Origin of the sequence: Citrobacter sp. C1 (genome assembly GCF_014596895.2) — a bacterium.
GTDB classification, from domain to species: Bacteria; Pseudomonadota; Gammaproteobacteria; order Enterobacterales; family Enterobacteriaceae; genus Citrobacter; species Citrobacter gillenii.
Window position 1 is genome coordinate 3,818,730 of sequence record NZ_CP115035.1, and the last position, 22,926, is coordinate 3,841,655.

Below are 22,926 nucleotides of genomic sequence, written 5' to 3' on the forward strand. Positions count from 1 at the left end.
CTGCAATGTCATCTCGCCGTTATGGAAGTCAGTCTCTCCAGCGCCTGCTCGGGCACTGGCAGGAGAGTCCCTCACGTACCCCAATCTGGCGACAGCTGGCCGAAGCCTTGCGTCTGCTGATACTGGATGGCCGGCTGGCGCTGGATAGCCGGCTTCCCGGCGAGCGCGAACTTGCTACGGTGCTGGAAGTCAGCCGAACAACTATCGCCAGCGCAATGGCACAGCTGCGGGAAGAAGGATATCTGGAAAGCCGCCAGGGTAGCGGCTCACGGGTGATCCTGCCGGAACATATTCGCCATGTACCGACTCGCACCGTCACCGGTACCGCACTCGATCTGTCCACCGCCGCGCTCAGCGCAGGTCCCGAAATTCATCAGGCTTACCAGCAGGCGCTGTTTGCCATACCGCAGCATCTATTAAGTTCCGGGTATCTGCCCCAGGGGCTACCGTCTTTGCGCGAATCCATTGCCCGGCATTACTGCGAACGCGGATTACCCACGCAGCCGGATGAGGTTATGGTGGTCAATGGTGCAGTCAGCGGGCTGGCGCTGATCCTGCGGTTGCTTACCGGTCCAGGCGATCGCGTAGTGGTTGATCATCCTACTTACCCGCTCGCTATTGCGGCGATTCAGGGGGCCTCCTGCCGACCCGTGGGGGTGTCGCTGCCTGAACAGGGATGGGATACTGCGGGTCTTGTCGCCACCATCGCACAAACCGCCCCACGCATGGCCTACCTGATGCCGGATTTTCACAATCCTACCGGACGTTGCATGGACGCCGCCACACGCCAAGTGGTGGCCGATATCGCCGCCAAAACGCACACCACGCTGGTGGTGGACGAAACCATGGTCAATCTGTGGTATGACGCCCCGCCACCACCGCCGCTCGCCGCCTTCAATCGCGATGCACCCATCATTATGTTGGGGTCTGCCGGTAAAAGTTTCTGGGGAGGATTACGTCTTGGCTGGGTGCGGGCGTCATCACGGACTATTGCCGCACTGGTGCAAACCCGCGACACGTTCGATTTAGGCTCACCGGTGCTGGAACAGCTCGCTACCGGCTGGCTGCTGGATAACGCCGCGCAGTTTCTCCCGGACAGAAGACAACTGCTCACCGCCAGACGCGACCAGTGCCATACTCTGATGCGATCGCATTTCCCGGAATGGCAATTTACCCAACCGCAGGGCGGGTTATCTTTCTGGGTAGAATTGCCCGATACGCTGGCGACGCTGTTTGCCACTCGCGCCGACAGCGCCGGTATTCAGTTAGGTACCGGAACGCGCTTTGGGTTAGCGGGTTCATTCGATCGTTTCTTACGCATGCCCTTCGCGCTGCCGGATGACACGATGCGCGCCGCCTTCAACACATTGCAGCCGATCTGGGACACTCTGCGTTCACAGGCAAGTCATGGGAAAATACGTAAAATAATCTAAGTGACGAGGAAAGGTGAAAAAGATTGCCGAACGGCAGAATTGGGTGGGGGCCCTGCCAGCTACATCCCGGCACACACGTCATCTGCCTTGGCTGCTTCCTTCCGGACCTGACCTGGTAAACAGAGTAGTGTTGCGGGAGAACCAACAGAGCCCCCATTGAGAGCGTTGTTAACCAACGCGCAGGCGCATTATCACTGCTGCACCGTGTAATTGCAACCCATCCAGCACCAGATGCTGTTTTCTTGTGCAATGCGGCTTCACTCACCCGCCATTCCAGATTATGCTGGGGAATTAGCGCAGGAATAACTGATGGATATACAAGACTCTTTCCCCCAACGCGTCTGGCAAATTGTCGCCGCAATCCCCGAAGGATTCGTCACTACCTATGGTGATGTCGCCAGACTTGCCGGATCTCCGCGCGCAGCGCGTCAGGTCGGCGGCGTCCTCAAACGGCTTCCCGAAGGCAGCACCCTGCCGTGGTATCGAGTCGTCAATCGCCATGGTGCTATATCGCTGACCGGGCCGGATCTACAGCGCCAGCGTCAGGCATTGCTGGCTGAAGGGGTGGTGGTTTCGGGAAGTGGGCACATCGATTTACAACGTTATCGCTGGGTGTATTAACCCTCCCCTGGCGGAGAGGGTTATGCCAGTCTTAGTACTGCGTAGGTGCAGGGACGGCTGAAGACGGATTCACCTGCGTGGGAGACGTTGACGGCACCGTAGTTGCCGCACCACCGCTGGCCTGAACCGGAACTTCCGTCTGCTGAACAGGAACCAGCGTCAGATCGGCCTTGGTACCGCCCTGGTTGATAACCGGCTGCACGGTGTCCGTAATAAACACCAGTTTGTCGTTCACCATAATGGCTGCACTCAACAAAATACGGGCGTTCGGCTGAATATCTGCCGGGTTAAACGGCAGCACAAAGCTAAATGGCGCCTGCTTCCCTTCAGTACGCACCGCTTTTTGCGACAGAACTTTTGACGGGGCATCCGCCAGCGAAGCGTCCGACAGTGTGACGGTCAGTACGGCATCCGGTGGCAGCGCAACTTTCTGGCGGATCCACACCGTACCAGAAACATTCGGCTGTTGAATTTTTGACTGTGTGTCAGCAATTGACGTAGTAGGGCTTGGCGCAGGTGTCTGAATATCTGCACTTTTATCAGCACAGGCCGCCAGCGCGACCGCAACGGCTAAACCACTTACCATGTGCACGAGTTTCATTAAATTCTCCTTATCGTCAATGCACCAGCGAGAACTTTCCTCGCCAGAAGAGTGGTTAACAAAAACATAACGTGACTAAGTGTGGCACAAAGTAGCTATTTTTGCCTGCAATCGACCGGTAATTCAGACAATTGCACCCATCGGACCACTTTCAAAATTGCGTTATACTCTGCCTACTTCGCTGCGACATCGACATGACCTGGAGAGCACCTATGAGTCTGGCACTAAAAAGTTTGCTGACATTGTTGAATTTGGAAAAAATTGAAGAAGGACTCTTTCGCGGCCAAAGTGAAGACTTAGGATTACGCCAGGTTTTTGGCGGGCAGGTCGTCGGACAGGCGCTGTATGCCGCTAAAGAAACCGTGCCGGAAGAGCGGCTGGTGCACTCCTTTCACAGCTACTTTTTACGTCCGGGCGATAGCCAAAAACCGATAATTTACGATGTCGAAGTGCTGCGCGATGGTAACAGTTTCAGCGCTCGCCGCATTGCCGCCATCCAGAACGGAAAGCCCATTTTCTACATGACCGCCTCTTTTCAGGCGCCGGAAGATGGCTTTGAACATCAAAAAACCATGCCGCACGCACCCGGGCCCGACGCGCTGAAATCCGAAACCGAAATTGCCCGTTCAGTGGCGCATCTGCTACCGCCGCTGTTGAAAGAGAAATTTATCAATGACCGCCCACTGGAAGTGCGTCCGGTGGAGTTTCATAACCCGCTCAAAGGCCATGTCGCCGAACCGGCACGCCAGGTGTGGATCCGCGCCAACGGTACGGTGCAGGACGACCTACGCGTGCATCAGTATCTGCTGGGTTACGCCTCCGACCTGAACTTCCTGCCTGTGGCGCTACAGCCGTACGGAATTGGTTTTTTGGAGAAAGGGATTCAGATAGCCACTATCGACCATTCGATGTGGTTCCATCGTCCTTTCAATATCAATGAGTGGTTGCTGTATAACGTCGAGAGCACCTCTGCCTCCGGTGCACGGGGCTTTGTGCGCGGGGAATTTTATACACAGGACGGTGTGCTGGTTGCCTCTACCGTACAGGAAGGGGTGATGCGCAATCGCAACTGATGTCTTATCCGGCCTACAGACTACATCTGTCGTAGGCCGGATAAGCGTTTAGCGCCATCCGGCAGAGTGAAATATCAAGCGTTGTAGGCGTTTTCACCGTGGCTGTTCACATCCAGCCCTTCGCGCTCCTGCTCTTCCGGTACGCGCAGCCCTACCGTCATGTCCGCCAGCTTATAGCCGATGAAGGCCACCACGCCGGACCAGACAATGGTAATCGCCACGCTTTCGAGCTGCACCAGCACCTGATGCCCCATGGTCACGCCCTCAGCAAAGCCTACGCCACCCAGCGAACTGGCGGCGAACACCCCCGTCAGAAGACAGCCGACAATGCCGCAAACGCCGTGCACACCGAACACATCGCACGGGTCATCAACGCGCAGAAAACGCTTCAGCATCGTCACGCCCCACAGTCCCGCCAGACCGGCAATTGCCCCGATGATCAACGCACCGCCGACGCCAATGTAACCACAAGCAGGGGTCACGCCAACCAGGCCCGCAATGGCACCAGAACACGCCCCCAGCAGCGACGGTTTACCGCGCAGCGCCCACTCACCGAAGATCCAGCCGAGAATGGCAGCAGCGGTCGCCACCACGGTATTCACAAAGGCCAGTGCAGCGATTTCATTTGCCGTCCCAGCAGAACCTGCGTTAAAACCAAACCAGCCGATGTAGAGAATTGCGGTCCCGGTAAAGACCATCGGCAGGTTATGCGGTTTGAAAGCCTCTTTGCCAAAACCCACACGCTTGCCAATCAGATAAGCACCCACCAGCCCGGCGATCGCGGCGTTGATATGCACCACCGTCCCGCCCGCAAAATCCAGCGCGCCATGGGAGGCCAACAGACCACCACCCCAGACCATATGCGCAATCGGAATGTAGGACAGCGTCAGCCATACCACCACAAAAATCAGTACCGCAGAGAAGCGAATGCGTTCAGCCAGCGCCCCAACGATAAGTCCAACGGTGATGCAAGCAAATGAGCCCTGGAACGCAACGTGAATGTACTGGTAGAAACTCCCCGTTACCGCCGTCAGGGCAATGTTTTTCAGCATCACCCAGTTGAAGTTGCCGAAGAAACTATTCCCCTCGCCAAAGGCCAGCGAGTAGCCATACACCACCCATAAAATGCAGACCAGTGCAAACGTCACCGTCACCTGCGTCAGCATCGACAGAACGTTCTTGCCACGAATCAAACCGCCGTAAAACAGCGCGATGCCCGGAATGGTCATAAACAACACCAGCGCGGTACATATCATCATAAAGGCGTTATCAGCTTTGTCCGCGACGGCTGGCGCTGCCATCGCCAGTCCCGGCAGCAGTGCCAGTGAAGCGATACCCGTTTTCATCGTTGCTATCTTCATTTTTTGGTTTCCTATCACTGTGTGCCAGAAGTTACAGTGCGGCTTCGTCGGCTTCGCCGGTACGAATACGAATCACACGTTGCAGCTCGGCGACAAAAATTTTGCCGTCGCCAATTTTTCCGGTATAGGCCGACTTGCTGATGACGTCGATCACCTCATCAAGCTGATCGTCGGCAATCGCCACATCAATCTTCACCTTCGGTAAAAAATTGACGCTGTATTCGGCTCCCCGATACAACTCGGCATGGCCTTTCTGTCGACCAAAGCCCTTCACTTCGGTGACGGTCAGCCCCTGAATACCAATAGAAGACAGTGCTTCACGGACGTCTTCCAGTTTGAACGGTTTGATTACCACGGTAACCAGCTTCATAGATCCCCTCCAGTCAGAATTCAGTAGTGGCTGCAGATACACAGGATGAATATTGCAAGGGGTGTGCCAGAAATGAAAAACGCGGGGTGATTCAGGCTCGCAGGGCGCGGCCGGGGTAGAAAAAGAAAAAACGCACTATAACGGTGCATAGTGCGTTACATTTTTGCACCAGATTGTTGATGCCTCTTGAACCAATTTAGCCGTAGGCCTGAAACGCACTGCGCCATCAGGCAATAATGGAATCCTCATGCGCACTGGCCGCCAGCTCTTCACCGGCCAGTTGCAGCTGATACATTTGCCAGTAGCGGCCTTGCGCCGCCAGCAATTGCTGATGTGTGCCGCGCTCGACGGCCTGCCCCCGGTGCAGCACCAGAATGGTGTCTGCTTCCACGATCGTGGAGAGTCGATGGGCAATCACCACCAGCGTAGTGTGTTCGCGCACAGCAGCCAGCGCCTGCTGAATGGCCTGCTCCGTGCCGGAGTCAATACTGGCAGTGGCTTCATCCAGAATCAGTACCTGCGGCGTTTCAACCAGAACCCGCGCCAATGCCAGCAGCTGTTTCTGCCCCACGGACAAATTATTGCCCTGTTCGCCCAATCGGGTGTGAATACCGTCACTCAGACCGCGTGCCAGCTCAGCCAGCTGTACGGTCTCCAGCGCCTGCCACACTCGATCTTCAGAAATATCGCGGCCCAGCGTGACGTTTGCCAGGAAGGTGTCCGCCATCACAACCGGATCCTGCTGCACCATCGCGACGCCCTGACGTAAGACGCCGTGACTCAACGAGGAGAGGGGGCGCCCGTCCAGACGGATCTCCCCTTGCGTCAGCGGATAGTAGCCCATCATCAGGCTGGCGAGCGTACTCTTGCCACTACCGGTATGCCCAACCAACGCCACAAAACTGCGTGAAGGCACAGACAGGCTAATATTTTTCAGCACCAGATTGTCATCGCGATAAGCAAATGACACGTTATCAACCTCAATGTTGCCACTCTTCAGCGGCTGATCATCATCGCCATAATGCTGACGCGGTCTGTCCATCAGTTCGAAGACGCGCTCACCGGCGACAACCGCTTGCTGCAGCATAGATTGTTGGGTCGTCAGCTCAATCAGCGGCTCGTTCAGACGCCCGAGATAGCTGATAAACGCATACAGCACGCCAACCTCGATGGACGTGCCAGAGGTCACGCTGAACAACATCAGTAAACCGCAGAGGATCAGGGCGGAAAACAGGCTCAGCAACGGACGCAGTAAAAAACCGTCCAGCCGCAAGGTCTGCATGCGTGCCATATAGTGCGAACGGCTGGCCTCGCCCATGCGCTCCCCAAAGCGCGCCTGCTGACGAAACTGTTGGATCACGCTCATACCGTTAATGACTTCATTGAAGCCATCATTGATATCGGCCAGATAGGCACGAACGCGGCGCACAATCGGCGTACTGTAGCGCTGATAAATCACCATCACCACCATCACCGCCGGGAATATAGCCATCGCCACCAGCGCCATACGCCATTCGAGGCTAAACATCGCCACCAGCATGGCACCAATCAGAGCCGCACTGCGCAGTACCGTCGCCACGACCGTCACGTACAGGTCGCGGATCACTTCGGTATCGTTGGTTACACGAGAGATAAGCTGTCCGACGGGCTGGATGTCAAATTCACTCAACGGTTGGCGCAGCGCAGCATCCATTACATCCGTGCGTAGCTGTTGCACCACACCGACGGCAGCCTGGTTAAACAACAGTGACTGCGCATAGTGCAGTCCCGCCGCCAGCAGTTGCAGACCGACATAAGCCGCAACCAGACCAGCCACCATCGCCAACGGCAAATTGTTTTTCGCCACCATGTTATCAATAAAGTAGCTTATCAGCAGCGGACCGCTGACTTCTGCCGCCGCCGCCACCCACAGCATCACCACCGCAATGCCCAGTGGTTTTCGCCACGGTGAACCATAGCGCAGCAGCCGTTTCAGCGTCGGCCATAATTGCCCAAAACTACGCATTCGCCGCCTCCTCATTTAACGCAGGGGCATCAGACAGCGCCGCTTCCAGCTGCTGATAGCGATACATATCGCGGTACCAACCGGGTTGCTGGACCAGCGTGTCATGGTCGCCACGCTGGGCAATATGTCCGTGCTGCATCACGATAATCTCGCTGGCTTCCGTCAGCGCCGACAAGCGGTGGGCGCTGATAATAACCGTTCTTCCCTCGCCCCACTGGCGCAGGTTATGCAGGATCTGATGTTCGGTACGGCCGTCTACCGCCGACAGCGCATCGTCAAGAATCAGAATTTCCGCATTAAGCAGCAGCGCGCGGGCAATAGAAATTCGCTGTTTTTGCCCGCCCGAGAGCATCACGCCCCGCTCGCCCACTTCGGTGTCATATCCCTGCGGCAAACGTAAAATATCCTCATGCACGCTGGCGAGGCGCGCCACATGTTCGATTTCGACCTGCGTCGCCTGCGGGCGTCCAAGTGCAATGTTGTTGCCGACGGTGTCCGAAAACAGAAACGGCGTCTGGCTAACAACCGCCAGCCGACTGCGCCAGCTATCAAGCTGTAAGCGCGTCAGCGGAATGTCATGAAAGCGCACGTCGCCCTGGGTAATATCAAAGTGGCGCTGGATCAGCGACAGAATGGTACTTTTTCCCGCACCGGTCGGCCCACAAATACCCAGCATCTGTCCAGGTTTAAGCTGGAAATTAACGTTTTCCAACGTCGGGCGCGCCATCAGCGGGTAGCTGAATTCACGAATCGCAACCGCCAGTTCCCCGCGCCCTTCCGGCACGGGTTCCGTGCCATCATTAACCACGGGAGCTTCCGCCAACATGGCGCGAATACGGCTGTAGGCAGCGCTACCGCGCTCGACGATATTAAACATCCACGCCAACGCCAGCATCGGCCAAATCATCAGACCGAGATACATCATAAAGCTGGTCAGCTGACCGAGCGTCAGCGAACCGTGAACCACCATCCAGCTTCCACCGCCAATCGCCAGCAGGTTCGCCATACCAATAGCGATATAAATGGTGGGATCGAAGCGGGCGTCGATGCGCGCGACGCGCATATTTTTCTTACCGGTATCCTGCGCATCTGCGGCAAATAAGGCCGACTGCCGGTCCTCCAGACCAAAGGCTTTAATCATGCGAATGCTGGTCAGGCTCTCCTGAGTACGATCGTTGAGACTGGAGAATGCCGCCTGCGCCTGCTTAAAGCGATTATGAAGCCGATCGCCGTAACGCTTAATCATCAGCGCCATCACCGGCATCGGTAGCAAGGCAAATAGCGTCAACTCCCAGCTTATTTGCGTAGACATGACGATAAGCACCGCACAGCCCATCACCAGCGAGTCGACCAACGTCAGCACACCTTCTCCGGCGGCGAACACCACCCGGTCAACATCGTTGGTGGCGCGCGCCATCAGATCGCCCGTGCGATGGCGCAGATAAAATTCAGGATGTTGACGGCTCAACTGACGGTAATAATCTTCGCGCAGTTCTACTGCCAGCTGGTAGGATGCCCCAAACAGCAGCACGCGCCAGACGTAGCGCAGCAAATAGACCACCACCGCAATCAGCGCAATTGTGCCAACCCACATAAGCAGGCGTTCGGTCGTGAAGCGTTGAGCCGTCACGCCATCAACAATAATTCCGACCACTTTAGGCGGAATAAGTTGAAGGATAGCGATGATGATAAGCAGGGCCACTGCCCCGAGGTAGCGACGCCACTCCCGGCGAAAGTACCAGCTTAATTGAGCAAATAATCGCACGCGTTATGTCCTGACATGATTTCCGACAATGAGCGCCGGGAGAATTATTCAATAGGTAGAGCAGTTGTGTATTTAATCTGTTCCATCGCAAAGCTTGAGGTAACGTCCGACAACCCCGGCACGCTGTTCACCAGCCGTTTGTAGAAGTCATCATAGCGTTTCATGTCGGCGACCTGCACTCGCATCAGGTAGTCATACTCCCCGGCCATGCGCCAGAATCCCAGTACCTCTGGCATCCCGGTCACTTCGGTCACAAAGCGACAGTACCATTCACTGCTGTGATGCTGCGTTTTGATCAGCACAAAGGCCGTTAACCCAAGTCCCAGCTTTTCGGGATCCAGCAGCGCGACTTTGCCAAGCAGAACACCATCATCCTCAAGTCGCTTGAGTCGTTTCCAGCAGGGGGTGGTTGTCAGATTAACGGCATCTGCGAGTGCCTGCAAAGAAAGGGTGCAATCCTGTTGCAGCAAGCTGAGCAGCTTGCGGTCAATTTTGTCTAACATATCCACTCCACAGAGAAGAATTTTCTCCCTACATTCTATTTTAAAGGCTAAATGGCAACAATTTTTTCCGTGCTTTTCGTTACTCTAGGCACAAAATGACAAATGGATATTAATGATGAATAGCTCCTGGGTTAAAAACGCCATCAATGAAATCAATGCGGATTATCAACGCTCCGCAGATACTCATCTTATCCGCCTGTCACTTCCGGCGTTCCCGGGAATTCAGCTGTACCTGAAAGATGAAAGTACCCATCCGACCGGTAGCCTGAAACATCGACTGGCGCGTTCACTGTTCCTGTACGGACTGTGCAATGGTTGGATCAAAGAAGGCACCACCATTATTGAGTCGTCTTCCGGCTCCACGGCGGTTTCTGAAGCCTATTTCGCCCGCCTGCTGGGGCTACCGTTTATCGCCGTCATGCCGTCCTGCACGGCAAAACGCAAAGTTGAGCAGATTGAGTTTTACGGCGGTCGCTGCCATTTCGTGGAAAGCGCCTGCGAAATTTATGCCGCGTCTGAACAGCTGGCCCGTGAACTCAACGGCCATTATATGGATCAGTTCACCTACGCCGAGCGCGCTACCGACTGGCGCGGCAATAACAATATTGCCGACAGTATCTTCCGCCAGATGTCATGCGAGCCACATCCCGTTCCCCGCCACATTGTGATGAGCGCCGGAACCGGCGGCACGTCAGCAACCATTGGGCGCTACATTCGCTGCCAGGGTTACGACACCAGGCTGATGGTGGTCGATCCGGAAAACTCTGTTTTTCTGCCATACTGGCAGGCGCGTGACGCCACATTACGCAGCCCGGTGGGCAGTAAAATCGAAGGTATCGGTCGCCCGCGCGTCGAGCCCTCTTTCATTCCGGACGTGGTTGATGAAATGCTGCGCGTGCCGGATGCCGCCAGCGTCGCTACCGCGCACTGGCTGGAAACGCAGTTGGGCCGCAAAGTCGGTGCTTCAACCGGGACCAATATGTGGGGTACGCTGCAACTTGCCGCCCGCATGCGTGAAGCTGGAGAGACAGGTTCACTGGTAACGCTACTGTGCGACAGCGGCGAACGTTATCTTGAGACCTACTACAACCCAGAGTGGGTTAATGCGCATATTGGCGATTTGACACCATGGAAAGCGGAAATCGCCCAACTGCTGAATACCCAGTAAACCGGCAAAAAAAAGCCAGACCTAATGGTCTGGCTTGCTGGAAGGGATCTCTCATTCGGGGGAATAAGGTAGATGCGGATTATCCAGCCAATGTGTTAAAAAGTGCGATACCGCCTGATTGCGACAATGTCCAATCACCGGTAAATCAGGAAGCTCAGCAATTAATTGCGGCATGGCGTTGCCCATAATCAAACCTCGCCCCACGCTGCCCAGCATCTCGCGATCGTTCATCGCGTCACCAAATGCCATGCACTCAGCCATAGAAAAACCTAAATGGTCGCTCAGTACCGCCAGCGCGGAGCCTTTGTTACAGCCCAGCGGCAACACTTCAAGACAGTCTACGGCGGAAAAACAGAGATTTGCCTGCTCACCCAGCGCCTCATTCAATTGAATGCGCAGGCGTATCAGGTCGTCATGATCGCCGCAGAAGCAGATCTTCGTCACCTGATGCGCGGGGATACGCTTCACATCCACGACCTGATAACGGAATCCGCTGTACACATGCGCCTTGAGGATCGACGGGATCTCCTGCCCGGTGAACCATCCATTGTCATTGAAGACATGCATGCTGGCCTGGGTATCCCACTTCTGATGCAGGACGATATCTGCTGCCTCGGGTGCCAGATCCTGACGATGCAGTACGTCCCCTTCCAGCGAATGAATACGCGTCCCGTTACCCGTTATCAAAAATGCGTCCAGCGAGAGGGTCCCTAAGATATGACGCATCTCCAGCACATGGCGGCCAGTGGCAAACGTCAGGGTGATGTCGCGTTCACGCAGGCGCGCCAGCGTCGAGAGTGTTTCGTCACCTAAATGGTGATTCGGCATCAGCAGGGTGCCATCCATATCAAATGCAGTCAGACGAGCCATTTCTTTCTCCACACTGTGACGCGGTTAACTTGTGGTTCAGTATCACCTGAGATATACGGAAGTAATAGTGAATAGATAAAACGAATTGTTCCGGGTTTATGTTGCCCGAAGGATGAAGTGCAAATGCGACTTTTGAATCGATTGAATCAGTACCAACGCCTCTGGCTGCCCTCAAACGGAGAGCCGCAGTCGGTCACCGTCGGCGAACTGGCTGAACGCTGTTTTTGCAGCGAGCGCCATGTCCGTACGCTGCTACGCCAGGCACAGGAGGCGGGCTGGCTGGTATGGGAAGCACGCTCAGGACGCGGAAAACGGGGACAATTGCGCTTTTTGGTCACGCCCGACTCGCTGCGCAATACGATGATGGAGCAGGCGTTGCAAAAGGGAGAACAGCGTAGCGTGCTGGAGCTGGCGCAGCTGGCTCCCGGAGAATTAAGAACGCTGCTGCAGCCGTTTATGGGCGGCCAGTGGCATAACGATACGCCAACCCTGCGTATTCCCTACTATCGCCCACTTGATCCCCTCCGCCCCGGCTTTCTCCCCGGCCGTGCCGAACAACATCTTGCCGGGCAAGTCTTCTCCGGACTGACCCGTTTTGACAGTACGACCCAGCGTCCCTGCGGTGATTTGGCCCACCACTGGGATATCTCCGCCGACGGCCTGCGCTGGGATTTCTATATTCGCTCCACGCTGCACTGGCATAACGGTGACGTGCTCAGCACCTCGCAGCTACATCAACGCCTGCAACAGCTGCTGGAGCTGCCCGCGCTCAATAAATTATTTATCAGCGTGAAGCGTATTGAGGTGACTCACCCTCAATGCCTGACGTTTATTTTACATCGCCCCGACTTCTGGCTGGCACACCGTCTGGCCAGCTACAGCAGTCATCTGGCGCACCCGGAACAGCCGCTCGTCGGCACCGGTCCGTTTAGGCTGACGCTGTTTACACCGGAACTGGTCCGTATCGAGAGCCATGACCACTATCACCTCAGCCACCCGTTGCTGAAAGCCATTGAATTTTGGATAACACCGCAGCTTTTCGACCAGGATCTGGGTACCAGCTGCCGCCATCCGGTGCAAATTGCCATTGGCAAGCCTGAGGAACTGCCGATGCTTAGCCAGGTCAGTAGCGGGATCAGCCTCGGATTTTGTTATTTAACCCTCAGGAAAAGCGCACGACTGAACGTGCTTCAGGCGCGTCGGCTGGTCAATATCATCCACCGCTCTTCCCTGTTGCAGACGCTTGAGGTGGAAGAGAATCTGATTACCCCAAGCAATGCGCTGCTGCCAGGGTGGACCATTCCGCAATGGGATCAGTTGGATGAAGTGGCCCTGCCGGAAAAACTGACGCTGGTATATCACCTGCCAGTAGAGTTGCACGCCATGGCCGAACAGCTTCGCCAGGTACTGGCAACGCTGGGCTGCGAGTTAACGCTGATTTTTCACAATGCCAAGAACTGGGACGGTGACCATCCTCTGGCCCAGGCCGACCTGATGATGGGCGACCGTCTGATTGGCGAAGCACCAGAATATACACTTGAACAGTGGCTACGCTGCGATCAGCTCTGGCCGCATGTTCTGGATGCCCCGGCATTCTCTCATCTACAGGCCACGCTGGATGCGCTGCAAACCCAGGCTAATGAGGATCATCGTCACGCGGCGTTACAGCAGGTTTTCACTAACCTGATGAATGACGCCACGCTAACGCCGCTGTTTAATTACCATTACCGCATTAGCGCCCCACCGGGCGTCAACGGCGTGCGGCTCAACCCCAGAGGCTGGTTTGAATTCACCGAGGCCTGGCTGCCGCCGCCTTCATCGTGAAGAAGCTGGTCGACGCCGCGCCCAGGCGCTACCATAGGGTTTTCGTTATTTGTCAGGAAAAACCATGAAACGTGCCGTTGTCGTATTTAGTGGAGGTCAGGACTCCACCACCTGTCTGGCGCAGGCGCTGCATCAATATGATGAAGTGCACTGTGTGACCTTTGATTATGGTCAGCGCCATCGCGCTGAGATTGATGTCGCACGTGACCTGGCCTTAAAACTCGGCGCACGCGCACACAAAGTTCTCGACGTCACGCTGCTTAGCGAACTGGCGGTCAGTAGCTTGACCCGCGATAACATTCCGGTACCGGATTACGAACCGGAAGCCAACGGTATTCCCAACACCTTTGTGCCCGGACGTAATATTTTGTTCTTAACGCTGACGGCGATTTATGCATATCAGGTGCAAGCGGAAGCGGTCATTACTGGCGTTTGCGAGACCGATTTCTCCGGCTATCCTGATTGTCGCGATGAGTTTGTCAAAGCGCTGAATCATGCCGTAAGTCTGGGCATGGCAAAAGATATCCGCTTTGAAACCCCGTTGATGTGGCTTGATAAAGCCGAAACCTGGGCACTGGCCGACTACTGGGGCAAGCTGGATCTGGTGCGTGAAGAGACGCTGACTTGCTATAACGGCGTTAAGGGCGACGGTTGCGGCCAGTGTGCCGCCTGTAACCTGCGTGCCAACGGCCTGAAACATTATCTGGCGGATAAACCGGCAGTGATGGCGGCCATGAAGCAGAAAACCGGGTTAAAGTAATTTATTGCGATGATAATGCCGGATGGCGACGCTAATGCGTCTTATCCGGCCTACAAATCGGTATCATTTGCAGGCCCGGCAATCTTCCCTTACTTCACCATCTGCTCCAGCTTTTCGCGCAACTCCCCTTCCAGCGGCAGCGCTTTCTGCGTTTTTAAATCGATACAGACGAAGGTAATCAACGCATCGGCCACTACCTGCCCTTCCGGCTCTAACGTGATGGTCTGGTTTAACACACCGCTTTTGCCATTTAACTGTTGTACCTGACTGGTGACGGTCAGCAGATCACTCAGCACGGCGGGGCGCCGGTAGTTGATATTAATGTTAACCACCACAAAAGCGATGTTGTGCGCGGTCATCCAGTGGAAGCTATCACTGTTTTCCAGACCGTCCCAGCGGGCTTCTTCCAGAAACTCAAGGTAGCGGGCATTGTTAACATGTTGATAGACATCGAGATGAAAACCACGAACTTTGATTTGTGTTTGCATAGCGCAGGAACCCTAATTTGTTTTTATAGGAATAGACTTGAGGATAAGGAGGCCATAACTGGTATGACCTCTACAGTCTGGCAAATTTTCAGCGCTCTGCAAGTTATTAAAGTGTTAAAACAGCCAGGTTACGCTCCACCAGTGAACTGCCCATTCCCGGCACCTGTTTTAAGTCATCAACCGTTTTAAACGGCCCGTACTCCTCCCGATAGCTGACAATCGCCTGCGCTTTCTTTAGCCCGACACCATTCATGACCCGCGCTAAATCCTCCGCCGACGCGGTATTGATGCTTACCCTGGTGCCTTCATCATCGCTGGCTTTCGTCGGTACCGTTGCTTTGCTATGCGCCGCACCCGCCCCCTCTGCTTTGGTCTGGACTGCCTGGCTTTTAGCGACCGGTTCCGCGGCCAGAATACTTTGGCTCACGCCAGCACAGGTTAATGAAAGGGTGATAAGCAGTGCTTTGATTCCATGTTTCATACTGTTTTCTCCTTGTTTGTTAACAGTGGAATCACGATAGCGAGGTGGAGAACGGCAGACAAATGGCAAAATTCAGAAATGGAAAAGGCCGCGAAAGCGGCCTTTGGTGTATACAACTTTTTGCAATTTTTTGCGAAGCGTCTCGATTATTGCTGCTGTTCCAGCGCGTCACCGACTTTAATTTTTGCCGCTTTACGCAGGTTACTCATCAGCGCTTCGAAGACAATCTGCGCGTTGTTCTGAGTAATCCCCTGAACCATTGCTTTCTTCTGCTCTTCTGGCATTGAACCCGCTTTCACCGCGTCGAGCGCCAGCAGAACAACGTTGCCCTGCATATCGTTCGCTACGCCGTAGCTCGGCTTGTCATTCGCCGGCAGCGCCAGACCAAACGCCGCCTGGCTCAGCGGATCCTGACCTGTACGGCTCAGGGTTTTCGCTTCACCAAAACTCAGACCTGCCGCTTTCATTGCTTCATCGCCTTTACCGGCTTTCAGCGCAGCCAGCAGTTTGTCGGCATCCAGCTTCGCTTGCTGCTCTGCTTTGTTATGCTTAACAAGCGCGGTTACCTGATCTTTCACTTCAGCCAGCGGCTTAACAGCTTCCGCTTTGTGCTCAGCAATACGCAGCACAAACGCGCGATCGCCATCCACGGTGATGATGTCAGAGTTGCTGCCCGGAGTGCCATTCTCACCAACCAGGCCACCATTGAAAATGATGTCTGAAACCGGTTTGAAATTCAGCTCTTCAGGCAGGCTGTCACGGCTAAACCAGCCTGTTTCAACGGCTTTCATACCCGCTGCCTGCTCAGCCCCCGCGAGGGATTCGTTATCGTTGCTTGCCGCATCGCTGACTTTCTGCTGCAGCGCATAGTAGGCATCCAGCGCTTTTTCCTGCTTCACTTTCGCCGCAATCTCGTCACGTGCTTCGCTCAGCGGTTTAACCTGCGCTGGCTGGACATCATCAAGACGAGCAACCAGGAAACCCACAGAAGACTTGATCACGCCTGACAGTTGGCCTTTTTCTTTCAGACCCGCATTCTTCAGCTCTTCTGGCGTGGTGGATTCTTCCAGCCATCCCATATCACCGCCGTTACGGGCAGAGATAATGTCGGCGGATTTTTCCTTCGCCAGGGCGGCAAAATCACCACCTTTGTTCAGCGCATCCAGTACCGCTTTGGCTTCATCTTCCGTTTTGGTCTGGATGATGCTGTAGCGATTACGCTGCGGTTGAGTGAACTGATCCTGATGCTGGTCATAATAAGACTGAATATCCGCATCGCTGGCTGTTTCCTGCATAGCTGCAGCATCCAGCTTGATGTAGCTCACACGGAACTGCTCCGGCATCATAAAGTGGTTTTTATTCTGCTCGTAGTAGCTGGCAACTTCCTGCTCAGTCACCGACTGTTTCGCTGCAAGTGCGTTGACGTCAATAGTCGCTTCACGCACGATACGCTGCTGTGCAACCAGCGCCGCCAGTTCGTCCGTTTCACCCTTCAGCATGAACTCTGTCCCGGCTACGCCGTTGATCAACTGCTGGGTGGTGAGCTGGTTACGCAGCGCCTGAGCATACTGGTCTGCGGTCATCCCCATCTGATTTACAATTGCGTTATAGCGGTTGTTATCAAATTTACCGTCAACCTGGAAAGCAGGCGTTGAGAGGATAGCCTGTTTAACCTGCTCATCGCTGATGCTGAGCTTCAGTTCGCGAGAGTATTGGTCCAGCAGCGCTTCGTCTACCAGACGATTCAGCACCTGCTGACGCAGCGTTTTCATGTAGCCTTCATTCGCCGCCAGCTCAGAGAACTGATCGCCCAGCTGCTGCTGCATGCGATTACGTTCACTGTTAAACGCATTCTCAAACTGCCCGCGGCTAATTTCCTGGCCATTCACTTTTGCGGCGTAGTTGTTGCTTCCGCCAATCAGGTAACCACTCACGCCGGTCAAAATGAACGACACGATAATGATACCGAAAATAATCTTGAGCACGAGACTGTTAGCAGCCGTGCGTAAGCTGTCCATCATGGTGTAACCACACTCCGCTGTAGGTGACTGTATACCTCACGCAGCATAGCGTTTTCTGAACGCTGCGTGGAAAGGTCTATTGTGACAAGAAACAGGGGCGATTGTCAGCCCACAACACGTAGAAAGTCCCGGAATCACAAATAAAAAAGGCACATCTGTTGATGCGCCCTTGTACTTAGTCACATCCCCAAAGGGGGAATCACTTAGTTTACCGCGTCTTTCAGTGCTTTACCTGCACGGAAACCCGGTACTTTAGCCGCGGCGATAGTGATCTCTTTACCAGTTTGCGGGTTGCGACCAGTACGGGCAGCACGCTCTTTAACGGCAAAAGTACCAAAACCTACCAGCGCTACGTCATCACCTTCTTTCAGGGATTCGGTAACAGAAGCAATAATTGCATCTAACGCACGTCCAGCCGCAGCTTTAGAGATATCAGCCCCTGCAGCAATTTTGTCGATCAGTTGAGATTTATTCACTCTTCTCTTCCTCTTTATAATTTATATCGCACCTGAATCCTTCAAAGTGCGAACGCGCAGCAGTTATATCAGGCCTGCCATGCCCTTACAACACCCGTTAATGATGGCAAGCCTAATCCGTCATCTAAATTAGCTATACAAAAAAAGGCTGGCAAGCCCGAAATGGCCTGCCAGCCCTGTTTTTATTGACGCTCTTTGCGCGAGGTCACTATTTTGCCGTCACAACCTGCATACCTGAAGGTTCGTTTTGCAGTGCCAGAGTCAGAACTTCCTCAATGCGCTTCACCGGATGGATGTCCAGATCGGCGAGAACGTTGTCCGGAATCTCTTCCAGGTCACGTTTGTTTTCATCAGGAATTAAGACCGTTTTGATACCACCACGGTGTGCTGCCAGCAGTTTTTCTTTCAAACCACCGATCGGCAAAACCTGACCACGCAGGGTGATCTCGCCGGTCATGGCAACATCCGCACGAACCGGGTTACCGGTCAGGCACGATACCAGTGCGGTACACATAGCAATACCTGCGCTTGGACCATCTTTCGGCGTTGCCCCTTCAGGGACGTGAACGTGAATATCACGTTTTTCGTAGAAGTCCGGGTTAATACCCAGTTTCTCCGCACGTGCGCGTACCACGGTCAGCGCTGCCTGAATGGATTCCTGCATCACTTCGCCCAGAGAACCGGTGTAGGTCAGCTTGCCTTTACCCGGCACACAGGCGGTTTCGATGGTCAGCAGATCGCCACCCACTTCAGTCCACGCCAGACCAGTGACCTGACCTACGCGGTTTTCGTTGTCCGCACGGCCGTAGTCAAAGCGCTGCACACCCAAGTAGTCGTGCAGGTTATCGCCATTGATCTCGATATGTTTCAGTGACTTATCAAGCAATAGTTGTTTCACCGCTTTGCGGCACAGTTTGGAGATTTCACGCTCCAGACTACGCACGCCCGCTTCACGGGTGTAGTAACGAATAATGCCCACAATGGCGCTATCGTCGACCGTCAGTTCACCTTTTTTCAGCGCGTTACGCTCAATCTGCTTCGGCAGCAGGTGGCGTTTAGCAATATTCAGCTTCTCGTCTTCGGTATAACCGGACAGACGGATCACTTCCATACGATCCAGCAGCGGTGCCGGAATGTTCATGGAGTTAGAGGTCGCAACAAACATCACGTCGCTGAGATCGTAGTCCACTTCCAGGTAGTGATCGCTGAACGCCACGTTCTGTTCGGGATCCAGCACTTCAAGCAGTGCGGACGCCGGATCGCCACGCATGTCGGAAGACATTTTGTCGATCTCATCGAGCAGGAACAGCGGGTTTTTAACGCCCACCTTGGCCATTTTCTGGATCAGTTTGCCCGGCATTGAACCGATATAGGTCCGGCGGTGACCGCGGATTTCCGCTTCGTCACGCACGCCACCCAGCGCCATACGGATGTATTTACGCCCGGTCGCTTTAGCAATGGACTGCCCCAGAGAGGTTTTACCCACCCCCGGCGGCCCTACCAGGCACAGGATCGGCCCCTTGATTTTGTTGACTCGGCTTTGAACCGCAAGATACTCAAGGATGCGGTCTTTCACGCGCTCCAGACCATAATGATCGGTATCGAGGATCTCCTGCGCCTGACGCAGGTCTTTTTTGACCTTGCTACGCGCGTTCCACGGTACCTGCACCATCCAGTCGATGTAGCCGCGAACCACGGTCGCTTCTGCCGACATCGGAGACATCATTTTCAGCTTCTGCAGTTCTGCTTCCGCTTTCTCTTTTGCCTCTTTCGGCATTTTCGCCGCGTCGATTTTACGTTTCAGCGCTTCGTTTTCATCCGGCGCGTCGTCCATCTCGCCGAGTTCTTTCTGAATGGCTTTCATTTGCTCGTTCAGATAGTACTCACGCTGGGACTTCTCCATCTGCTTTTTCACGCGGTTGCGAATACGCTTCTCAACCTGCAGCAGATCGATTTCAGATTCCATCATTGCCATCAGATATTCCAGACGTTCGTTAACGTCTGACATCTCCAGCACGGACTGCTTATCCGCCAGTTTTAGTGGCATGTGCGCAGCGATGGTGTCCGCCAGGCGTGCAGGATCGTCAATGCTATTAAGCGACGTCAGCACTTCTGGTGGGATTTTCTTGTTCAGCTTGATATAGCCTTCGAACTGGCTGATTGCGGTACGCACCAGCACTTCCTGTTCGCGCTCATCAATGGCCGGCGAATCAAGGTACTCCGCTTTCGCAGAGAAATGCTCACCGTTATCAGACAGCGCAGAAATACGCGCGCGCTGTAACCCCTCGACCAGCACCTTTACGGTGCCGTCAGGCAGTTTCAGCATCTGCAAAATAGAGGCCACGGTCCCGACGGTGAAAAGATCGTTTACACCCGGCTCATCCGTTGATGCTTCTTTCTGTGCGACCAGCATGATTTTTTTATCATGGTCCATGGCCGCTTCCAGACAACGGATAGATTTTTCCCGCCCTACAAATAAGGGTATGACCATGTGCGGATAAACCACCACATCGCGCAACGGCAATACGGGGATTTCAATGCGTTCAGAACGCTCAGGATTCATAGAGCTCTCTCTTAGTTTAGTGTCCGCCAGGTAATCAGGTGGCATTGCTGTGCTTCTTATTACCACCTTTAACATGTATGTCAGTATATGGGGATGTTTCCCACACATTCAACGCCATGTTTACGGAAAAATAAAAGGGGAGATAAAATCCCCCCTTTTTGATTAACCGATTGTATAAAATGGTTAATTATTCGCCAGATGCCTGCTGCGCTTCCGGCTTACCGTAAATCAGTAATGGCTTGCTCTGACCACCGATAACGGACTCGTCGATAACCACTTTTTCGACGTCTTCCATAGAAGGCAGATCGTACATGGTGTCGAGCAGTGCAGCTTCAACGATAGAACGCAGACCACGAGCACCGGTTTTACGCGCCATCGCTTTCTTGGCGATAGCATCTAGCGCTTCGTCACGGAATTCCAGATCCACGCCTTCAAGATTGAACAACGCCTGATACTGCTTGGTCAGGGCGTTTTTCGGCTCTTTCAGGATTTGGATCAGCGCATCTTCACTCAGCTCGGTCAACGTTGCCACCACCGGCAGACGTCCGATGAACTCAGGGATCAGACCAAATTTGATCAGATCTTCCGGCTCAACCTGCGACAGCAGTTCACCTTCGCTGGCTTTATCAGACTGGGCTTTTACCGTCGCGCCAAAACCAATGCCGGAGCCGGTTTCAACACGGTTAGCAATCACCTTATCCAGACCGGCAAATGCACCGCCACAGATAAACAGGATCTTAGAGGTATCAACCTGCAAGAACTCCTGCTGCGGATGTTTACGTCCGCCCTGCGGAGGCACAGCAGCAACCGTACCTTCGATCAGTTTCAACAGCGCTTGCTGTACGCCTTCGCCGGAAACATCACGCGTGATGGACGGGTTGTCTGATTTACGCGAAATCTTGTCGATCTCATCAATATAGACAATACCGCGCTGCGCTTTCTGTACGTCGTAATCGCACTTCTGCAACAATTTCTGAATGATATTTTCAACGTCCTCACCCACATAACCTGCTTCGGTCAGGGTGGTGGCGTCGGCCATAGTGAACGGAACGTCCAGCAGGCGCGCCAGCGTTTCAGCCAGCAGCGTTTTACCGGAACCCGTCGGGCCGATCAGCAGGATGTTACTTTTGCCCAACTCGACGCCATTGCTGGTGTCGCCGTTGCGCAGACGTTTGTAATGGTTGTATACCGCGACCGCCAGCACTTTCTTCGCCTGCTCCTGACCGATAACGTAATCGTCCAGGTGGTTGCGAATTTCATGCGGCGTCGGCAGCGCACTGCGTTCACGATGCGGTGCGACTTCCTTAATCTCTTCGCGAATGATGTCATTACATAAATCAACACATTCGTCGCAGATATACACGGATGGTCCGGCAATCAGCTTGCGCACTTCATGCTGGCTTTTGCCGCAAAAAGAGCAGTACAACAATTTGCCCGAGCCATCTTTGCGTTTATCTGTCATGGGTCAAAACCTCTTCTTTGTTCTTTGTGCCGCACACGACGACGCAAATGCCATTCTCAGGCGCAAGCCGCTTGTCAGCGTTGTGCCGCCCTTCATTAGTATATACACAAAATCATTCGAGCTACATCGAGGCGGCAACTAAGCGACTCCCCAGGCGCTTACATAAGTAAGTAACTGGGGGGAGCGCTGGCAGCCAACAAAGAGGTAGCGTGAAGGATGAAGTGTATAGCGACACACTTGCGTCCTGGGCATCAATTACGATGGGTCAAAATCGAGTCGACCAGACCGTACTCTACTGCTTCAGAAGCAGAGAGGAAGCGATCGCGCTCGGTGTCACGTTCAATCTGCTCAAGCGATTGACCCGTATGATGCGCCATAAGTTCATTCATGCGCCCTTTCACTTTAAGGATTTCACGGGCATGAATTTCAATATCCGTTGCCTGGCCCTGGTAACCGCCCAGAGGCTGGTGGATCATGACGCGAGAGTTAGGCAGGCAGAAGCGTTTATCTTTTGCCCCTGCAGTCAACAGGAACGCGCCCATTGAGCACGCCTGGCCCATACAAATGGTGCTAACGTCCGGCTTAATAAACTGCATGGTGTCATAGATAGACATCCCTGCGGTAATTACCCCACCCGGGGAGTTGATGTACAGGTAGATATCTTTTTCTGGGTTTTCCGCTTCCAGGAACAGCATCTGCGCCACGATCAGGTTAGCCATATGGTCTTCGACCTGGCCGGTCAGAAAAATGACGCGTTCCTTAAGTAGACGAGAATAGATATCAAAAGAGCGCTCGCCACGTGAGGTCTGTTCAATGACCATCGGCACCAGCGCCATATGGGGTGCAAAGTTATCTCGTTCGCCGCTGTATGACATTTCCGTCTCCTGGATAAAATTTGAAAAAACCTGCTGTGCTGATTGTAACCTTATGGACGGATTATCAGCTAGTCCCTCAGTAATGGGTACGACATCGCCATAATTCAAGCATAACAATCTTTTGTTGTAACGCTAACACTGAAACGCTGTTTTCGCACCCTTCCCATGCAAAATGCGTGACAAAAAAAAACCCGCCACCGGAAGGT

Annotated in this window: 20 protein-coding genes and 1 other RNA gene; 6 read left to right on the forward strand and 15 right to left on the reverse strand. The window is 54.1% G+C overall.

Annotation, left to right across the window (positions count from 1 at the left end):
* Window positions 1-5: 5 nt before the first annotated feature.
* Window positions 6-1,433 (forward strand): PLP-dependent aminotransferase family protein, encoded by a 1,428-nt coding sequence (locus tag IB214_RS18455; protein ID WP_117342127.1) that lies wholly within the window; start codon window positions 6-8, stop codon window positions 1,431-1,433.
* A 50-nt stretch (window positions 1,434-1,483) separates the two neighbouring features.
* Here the strand turns inward: IB214_RS18455 and ffs are convergent.
* Window positions 1,484-1,580, reverse strand: an RNA gene (gene ffs, locus IB214_RS18460) — signal recognition particle sRNA small type.
* A gap of 162 nt (window positions 1,581-1,742) precedes the next feature.
* Here ffs and IB214_RS18465 point away from each other — a divergent pair.
* A complete protein-coding gene (locus IB214_RS18465) occupies window positions 1,743-2,054 on the forward strand; it encodes an MGMT family protein (protein WP_096758047.1) in 312 nt (103 codons plus the stop codon).
* Window positions 2,055-2,085: 31 nt separating this feature from the next.
* On the opposite strand, the gene IB214_RS18470 is transcribed toward IB214_RS18465, so the two are convergent.
* Window positions 2,086-2,655 carry a YbaY family lipoprotein gene (locus IB214_RS18470; RefSeq protein ID WP_115259223.1) on the reverse strand — a complete coding sequence of 190 codons (570 nt, stop codon included), beginning with the start codon at window positions 2,653-2,655 and terminating at the stop codon, window positions 2,086-2,088.
* A gap of 212 nt (window positions 2,656-2,867) precedes the next feature.
* Here IB214_RS18470 and tesB point away from each other — a divergent pair, with 212 nt between their 5' ends.
* A complete protein-coding gene (tesB, locus tag IB214_RS18475) occupies window positions 2,868-3,728 on the forward strand; it encodes an acyl-CoA thioesterase II (RefSeq protein WP_115259224.1) in 861 nt (286 codons plus the stop codon).
* Between the two features lie 74 nt (window positions 3,729-3,802).
* Here the strand turns inward: tesB and amtB are convergent, their stop codons facing one another.
* The 5 genes from amtB to decR all read right to left on the reverse strand — a co-directional run bounded on the left by amtB (window position 3,803) and on the right by decR (window position 9,732).
* Window positions 3,803-5,089 carry an ammonium transporter AmtB gene (gene amtB, locus IB214_RS18480; RefSeq protein ID WP_096758050.1) on the reverse strand — a complete coding sequence of 429 codons (1,287 nt, stop codon included), beginning with the start codon at window positions 5,087-5,089 and terminating at the stop codon, window positions 3,803-3,805.
* A 31-nt stretch (window positions 5,090-5,120) separates the two neighbouring features.
* Window positions 5,121-5,459, reverse strand: coding sequence for a P-II family nitrogen regulator (gene glnK, locus IB214_RS18485; RefSeq protein ID WP_096758051.1), 339 nt, complete (start codon window positions 5,457-5,459; stop codon window positions 5,121-5,123).
* Window positions 5,460-5,685: 226 nt separating this feature from the next.
* A complete protein-coding gene (locus IB214_RS18490) occupies window positions 5,686-7,464 on the reverse strand; it encodes a SmdB family multidrug efflux ABC transporter permease/ATP-binding protein (protein WP_096758052.1) in 1,779 nt (592 codons plus the stop codon).
* Window positions 7,457-9,229 carry a SmdA family multidrug ABC transporter permease/ATP-binding protein gene (locus tag IB214_RS18495; protein WP_117342126.1) on the reverse strand — a complete coding sequence of 591 codons (1,773 nt, stop codon included), beginning with the start codon at window positions 9,227-9,229 and terminating at the stop codon, window positions 7,457-7,459. The genes IB214_RS18490 and IB214_RS18495 overlap by 8 nt, the downstream gene beginning before the upstream one ends.
* Before the next feature lie 44 nt (window positions 9,230-9,273).
* On the reverse strand, window positions 9,274-9,732 hold the full coding sequence (decR, locus tag IB214_RS18500; RefSeq protein ID WP_164496612.1) for a DNA-binding transcriptional regulator DecR: 459 nt from the start codon (window positions 9,730-9,732) through the stop codon (window positions 9,274-9,276).
* 112 nt (window positions 9,733-9,844) lie between these two features.
* Between decR and IB214_RS18505 the strand changes: the two genes are divergently transcribed.
* Window positions 9,845-10,900 (forward strand): PLP-dependent cysteine synthase family protein, encoded by a 1,056-nt coding sequence (locus IB214_RS18505; RefSeq protein ID WP_219921364.1) that lies wholly within the window; start codon window positions 9,845-9,847, stop codon window positions 10,898-10,900.
* Between the two features lie 51 nt (window positions 10,901-10,951).
* Here IB214_RS18505 and cof read toward each other — a convergent pair whose 3' ends face one another.
* Complete coding sequence (gene cof, locus IB214_RS18510) at window positions 10,952-11,770, reverse strand: HMP-PP phosphatase (protein WP_117342125.1); 819 nt, start codon at window positions 11,768-11,770, stop codon at window positions 10,952-10,954.
* Between the two features lie 123 nt (window positions 11,771-11,893).
* Here cof and IB214_RS18515 point away from each other — a divergent pair, with 123 nt between their 5' ends.
* Entirely contained in the window at window positions 11,894-13,594 is a 1,701-nt protein-coding gene (locus tag IB214_RS18515; protein ID WP_117342124.1) for an SgrR family transcriptional regulator, read from the forward strand.
* 64 nt (window positions 13,595-13,658) lie between these two features.
* Window positions 13,659-14,354 carry a 7-cyano-7-deazaguanine synthase QueC gene (queC, locus tag IB214_RS18520; protein WP_117342123.1) on the forward strand — a complete coding sequence of 232 codons (696 nt, stop codon included), beginning with the start codon at window positions 13,659-13,661 and terminating at the stop codon, window positions 14,352-14,354.
* An 89-nt stretch (window positions 14,355-14,443) separates the two neighbouring features.
* Here queC and IB214_RS18525 read toward each other — a convergent pair whose 3' ends face one another.
* The 7 genes from IB214_RS18525 to clpP all read right to left on the reverse strand — a co-directional run bounded on the left by IB214_RS18525 (window position 14,444) and on the right by clpP (window position 22,720).
* Entirely contained in the window at window positions 14,444-14,842 is a 399-nt protein-coding gene (locus tag IB214_RS18525; protein ID WP_117342122.1) for a YbgC/FadM family acyl-CoA thioesterase, read from the reverse strand.
* A 106-nt stretch (window positions 14,843-14,948) separates the two neighbouring features.
* Complete coding sequence (locus tag IB214_RS18530; RefSeq protein WP_117342121.1) at window positions 14,949-15,323, reverse strand: helix-hairpin-helix domain-containing protein; 375 nt, start codon at window positions 15,321-15,323, stop codon at window positions 14,949-14,951.
* A 146-nt stretch (window positions 15,324-15,469) separates the two neighbouring features.
* A complete protein-coding gene (ppiD, locus tag IB214_RS18535; protein ID WP_096758061.1) occupies window positions 15,470-17,344 on the reverse strand; it encodes a peptidylprolyl isomerase in 1,875 nt (624 codons plus the stop codon).
* A gap of 203 nt (window positions 17,345-17,547) precedes the next feature.
* Window positions 17,548-17,820: a nucleoid-associated protein HU-beta gene (gene hupB / locus IB214_RS18540; protein ID WP_003021629.1), complete on the reverse strand. Its 273-nt coding sequence runs from the start codon at window positions 17,818-17,820 to the stop codon at window positions 17,548-17,550.
* Between the two features lie 208 nt (window positions 17,821-18,028).
* On the reverse strand, window positions 18,029-20,383 hold the full coding sequence (gene lon / locus IB214_RS18545; protein WP_096758062.1) for an endopeptidase La: 2,355 nt from the start codon (window positions 20,381-20,383) through the stop codon (window positions 18,029-18,031).
* A 187-nt stretch (window positions 20,384-20,570) separates the two neighbouring features.
* Entirely contained in the window at window positions 20,571-21,845 is a 1,275-nt protein-coding gene (gene clpX, locus IB214_RS18550) for an ATP-dependent protease ATP-binding subunit ClpX (RefSeq protein ID WP_096758063.1), read from the reverse strand.
* Window positions 21,846-22,096: 251 nt separating this feature from the next.
* The gene (gene clpP, locus IB214_RS18555) at window positions 22,097-22,720 is read right to left on the reverse strand and encodes an ATP-dependent Clp endopeptidase proteolytic subunit ClpP (protein ID WP_096758064.1); all 624 of its coding nucleotides are present in this window, start codon (window positions 22,718-22,720) and stop codon (window positions 22,097-22,099) included.
* Between the last annotated feature and the right edge of the window lie 206 nt (window positions 22,721-22,926).